Here is a 4956-nt window from a genome sequence, read left to right on the forward strand (position 1 = left end):
CAAAGGTGGAATCCACTTCATCGCCATCAATGATACCTAGGGCGAAGTGCAGAGTAATTTCAGTGCCGGGGCCAATTTGTATATCAGTCATTCAATAGAATCCACACATCCCTTAGGATGATTTTTCAGTTTCGGGATTTACAAACATATCGATCAGCAGTAACACCGCGCCCACACTGATCCCCGCATCGGCGACATTAAAAGTGGGAAAATAGTGGTGGCCCCAATGTACCGAGATGAAATCAATTACATGGCCATACCACAGCCGATCCCACAAATTACCCAGCGCACCGCCGAGTACCAAGGCAAGCGCTAAGGACAATAACCACTGGTCACGGCGCAAACGGCACAACCAGAACGCAATATAAGCGCTTACCGCCAATGCGATAACGCTAAAGAACCAGCGCTGCCAGCCCCCTGCATCACTCAAAAAACTAAATGCCGCGCCGCGGTTATAGTGCAGCGTAATATCTAATACCGGCAGCACGGTGTGGGGCTGAGCATAGCCAAGCATACTGTCAGCAAAGTATTTACTAATCTGATCCACAACAATAACCGCCACGGCAACAAGCAGCCAAAAAACTCGGCTGCGGCGCTGCGCGGCTTGTTCAAAACTCACGCCAGACTCAAGCATAGAACCGCACTTCACCGTCGCCATCGACATTGTCGATGCAGCGGAAACACAATTCTGGATGAACCAAAGATTGGCCTACTTCTTCGCGGTGGTGCCAGCAGCGACTACACTTCTCGCCTTCACTCGCAGCAACTCGTACCTGCAGCCCCTCGACATCGGTCGCGACCGCCTCGTTAGCGGTCGACAGTGGCGCTAAACGTGCCGCGGAGCTAATCAATACGAAACGCAGCTCGTCGCCCAGTTTCACTAAATTCGCCATCAAAGCTTCGTCGCAGAACAGGGTGACTTCCGTGGCCAAGCTACCACCGACCAAACCTTCTTTTTTGGCGCCTTCCAGTACTTTGTTTACCGCTGACTTAACCGACTGCACTGAGTCCCAAAAGTCACCATCCATTTCAGCGTCGGCGTCCATACGGCTCAAGCCCTGATACCACTCCGCCGCAAATACGGTGCCGCTGTGCTGGCCCGGTAGGTGTTCCCACAATTCGTCGGCGGTAAAGCTAAGAATCGGTGCTATCCAGCGGGTCAATGCCTCAGCGATATGGTACATCGCGGTTTGCGCCGAGCGCCGCGGCAGGCTATTCGCCTTGGTGGTGTACTGACGATCTTTAATGATATCCAGATAAAAGCCGCCCAATTCCAGCACACAGAAGTTATGCAATTTTTGATAGATCAAATGGAATTGATACGCCTCGTATGCAGCGACGATCTCATCTTGCAACTCGGCGGCACGGTGCATGATCCAGCGATCCATGGCCAGCATATCGCCAAGTTCAACGGCATGCTCCTCGGGTTCGAAGCCCGCCATATTGGCCAGCAAGAAGCGCGCAGTATTGCGAATACGGCGGTAAGAATCCGCAGTACGTTTAAAGATCTCGTCAGAAACGGTCATCTCATTGCGGTAATCCGTCGCGGCTACCCAAAGCCGCAAGATATCCGCACCCAAGGTGTTCATGACTTTCTGCGGGGCGACCACATTACCCACCGACTTCGACATTTTGCGCCCCTGGGCGTCTACCGCAAAGCCGTGGGTTAGCACGCTTTTATAGGGTGCGCAGCCATTGGTCGCCACCGAGGTCAGCATGGACGACTGGAACCAGCCGCGATGCTGATCAGAACCTTCTAGATAAAGATCTGCGGGAAACTGTAAATTGTCGCGCTGCGCTAACACGGCATAGTGAGTAACACCGGAGTCGAACCACACATCAAGGGTGTCGCTGACCTTAACGTAGTCACTGGCCTCATCGCCCAATAGCTCGCTAACTTCAAGATCAAACCAAGCTTGAATACCTGCTTCCTCTACTCGCTTAGCGATTTCTTCGATCAACGCAGGCGTCTTCGGGTGCAATTCCGCCGTGTCTTTGTGCACGAGCAGGGCAATAGGCGCACCCCAAGTACGTTGACGCGACACGCACCAATCTGGGCGCTCCTGCATCATTGACTCAATACGAGCGCGACCCCAGCCAGGCATCCAATTAACGGCATCGACTTCCTTCATGGCCGTATCCAGCAAGCCGTTTTGCGTCATGCTGACAAACCACTGAGGTGTGGCGCGGAAAATAATCGGGCTCTTATGGCGCCAGCAATGGGGATAGCTGTGCTCTAGGGGCTTGTGCAACAGCAGGCGCCCACGCTCGGACAAAGCCTCAATCACATTATCATTGGCTTTAAATACATGTTGGCCGGCAAACAGCTCAGTGTCGGGCAAGAAAGTGCCATTGGCGGCAACGGGGTTATAAACCTCTATGCCATAGGCTTTACCAACCACAAAGTCGTCTTGGCCGTGAGCGGGCGCGGTATGGACCGCGCCGGTACCGGCGTCAGTAGTGACATGGTCGCCGAGAATAACGGGGACTTGGCGACTGTACAGTGGGTGCTGCAGCAGCAGGTTTTCTAGTGCGGCGCCCTTACAGCGGCCAACGACCGCAAAATTTTCTACGCCATAACGGGCCATAGCCGACTCGTGCAGCGCTTCGGCGAGCAATACCACGATGGCCTCACCACTGCTGCGGGTATACGACACCCACACATAATCCAGCTCGGGATGCAGGCTCACCGCCATATTGGCAGGAATCGTCCACGGTGTGGTGGTCCAAATGACGAGGTTTAACTCGCCAGCGGTATCGGCTGGCAAGCCGCCGGCCGCTAACATGGCGGCGCGATCTACCGCCGCGAAGGCAACATCGATAGCCGGCGAGGTTTTGTCTTTGTATTCCACTTCGGCTTCAGCCAATGCTGAACCGCAATCCATACACCAGTGCACCGGCTTAAAGCCCTTGTGCAAGTGGCCGTTGTCGACGATTTTACCAAGGGCGCGAATGATATTGGCCTCAAAGCCAAAGTCCATGGTGAGGTAGGGCTTATCCCAGTCGCCAAACACCCCTAAGCGCTTAAAATCTTCGCGCTGACCGTTTACCTGCTTATAGGCGTATTCTCGGCACTTTTCTCTGAATGTGGCGGCATCCACTTTGTGGCCAGCCTTGCCGACTTTTTTCTCAACATTGAGTTCAATCGGCAGGCCGTGACAATCCCAACCAGGTACATAAGGCGCGTCAAAACCGCTAAGGGTTTTCGACTTTACAATAATATCTTTGAGAATTTTATTTACCGCATGACCAATATGAATATCACCATTGGCATACGGAGGGCCGTCGTGAAGTACAAATTTTTGCCGCCCCGCACGGGCGTCGCGGATTTGCTGATAAACGTCCTCGTCCTGCCAGCGCTTCAGCATACCGGGTTCACGTTGGGCCAAGTTCGCCTTCATGGCAAAGCTGGTCTCGGGCAGGTTCAAGGTGTGCTTGTATTCACTCATAGTGGCTTCTTACACATTCCAAAGGTTTAAAGATTAAAAAAGGATCGCGCCTGCTCAACATCCTTGGCAATTTGTGCTTTCAGGGCGTCTAGTCCGTCAAATTTTTCTTCATCACGCAATTTTTTACGGAATACCACGCGAATTTTTCGGCCGTAAATATTCTGGTTAAAATTCAGCAAATGCACTTCCAAAATGGCTTTTGATAAATCGCCAATAGTCGGTCGCACGCCGACATTTGCCACGCCGGGACACATACCGTCGGTAGCGCCGTATACTTCCACCGCGAACACGCCAGAGAGCGGTGAACGCAGTCGGTGCAATTCCATATTGGCAGTTGGGGTACCGATAGTACGCCCCAATTGCTGACCAACAATCACCCGACCGGCAATACTGTATGGCCGCCCTAGGAGTCGCTCGGCCAAGGCAAAATCCGCCTCAGCCAAAACCTCGCGAATACGGGTGCTGCTCACCCGTTCATCCGCAACCTGCAAAGTCGAGGTATCAACCACCTCAAAGCCATCGCGCTCCCCAACCTTGCGCAGCAGATCGAAATCACCACTGCGATTGCGGCCAAACCGTAAATCATCCCCCACCACGATGTATTTCACGCCAAGCCCGACCACAAATAATTTGTGGATAAACTCCATGGCGGTCATATCCCGAAACGAGGGGGTAAAACGTATCCGCACGACTCTGTCGATGCCAAGCTCACGCAATGCATGGAATTTTTCGTGAAAGCTCATCAAACGCGCCGGCGCATCATGAGGGGAAAAGAATTCGCGAGGCAAGGGCTCAAATAGCACCACCGTCGATGGCAGGCCCATTTCCTTACCCTTGGCTATGAGCTGACGCAACACTGCCTGATGACCTAAATGGACACCATCAAAGGCACCGATCGTGGCTACACAGCCGCGATACTCAGGGCGAAAATGTTTAAATCCGCGGATTAACTCCATGCCTACCGTCGTTTTCGATTCGCAAAGCGGGTGATTATAGCTCAGGACGGGGCTGGACTAAACGCCGGAGTTAGCCTAATCACGCCCGCCGCCACTGATATGCGCCGCTATGAGCTGGACACCGAGCCCCGCAAGTCCTTAAGCCGCAAGCCACAGGCAATCATGACCGCAATATAAGCGCCACTGCCGGCCACGCAAAGCCCCGCCAAATGCATTGCCCGCTGCATTGCACTCCATTGCTGCCAGCCATCAAACCACTGTAGGCCATACCAAAGGCACACAGTCATGGCCGCAACCGCCAAGCCGAGCTGCAGACTATAACGGCCCCAACCCGGCAGTCTTCTAAAGCCCGCTTTTTGGCCTAGACCACGGTACAGCAAGCCGGCATTTAACCAAGCCGACGCCGCAGTAGCTAATGCCAAACCCGCGTGCCCTACCTGCCAGTAGTGGTGCAGTGGTATAACCAAGGCGATATTCATCACCATATTGGCCACCATGGCAATGATGCCAATGCGCACTGGGGTTTTGGTGTCTTGCCGAGCGTAAAAGCC

4 protein-coding genes are annotated in these 4956 nt (G+C 53.6%); all 4 read right to left on the bottom strand.

The window, feature by feature from the left end; translation table 11 throughout:
• Positions 1-112: 112 nt before the first annotated feature.
• Positions 113-634 carry a signal peptidase II gene (gene lspA, locus ABYT30_RS15415; RefSeq protein WP_373084899.1) on the bottom strand — a complete coding sequence of 174 codons (522 nt, stop codon included), beginning with the start codon at positions 632-634 and terminating at the stop codon, positions 113-115.
• Positions 627-3449 carry an isoleucine--tRNA ligase gene (gene ileS / locus ABYT30_RS15420; protein WP_373097389.1) on the bottom strand — a complete coding sequence of 941 codons (2823 nt, stop codon included), beginning with the start codon at positions 3447-3449 and terminating at the stop codon, positions 627-629. Before ileS ends, lspA begins: the two co-directional genes overlap by 8 nt.
• Positions 3450-3475: 26 nt before the next feature.
• Complete coding sequence (gene ribF / locus ABYT30_RS15425; RefSeq protein WP_373097390.1) at positions 3476-4405, bottom strand: bifunctional riboflavin kinase/FAD synthetase; 930 nt, start codon at positions 4403-4405, stop codon at positions 3476-3478.
• 107 nt (positions 4406-4512) lie between these two features.
• Positions 4513-4956: lipid II flippase MurJ (locus ABYT30_RS15430; protein WP_373097391.1), on the bottom strand; the 444-nt coding region annotated here is incomplete at its 5' end.

The sequence above is a fragment of the Zhongshania sp. genome (genome assembly GCF_041623545.1).
Lineage (GTDB): Bacteria > Pseudomonadota > Gammaproteobacteria > Pseudomonadales > Spongiibacteraceae > Spongiibacter.

Excerpts from the sequence above, each read along its gene's own strand:
- lspA (WP_373084899.1), bottom strand. The coding sequence starts at position 634 with ATGCTTGAGTCTGGCGTGAGTTTTGAACAAGCCGCGCAGCGCCGCAGC.
- ileS (WP_373097389.1), bottom strand. The coding sequence starts at position 3,449 with ATGAGTGAATACAAGCACACCTTGAACCTGCCCGAGACCAGCTTTGCC.
- ribF (WP_373097390.1), bottom strand. The coding sequence starts at position 4,405 with ATGGAGTTAATCCGCGGATTTAAACATTTTCGCCCTGAGTATCGCGGC.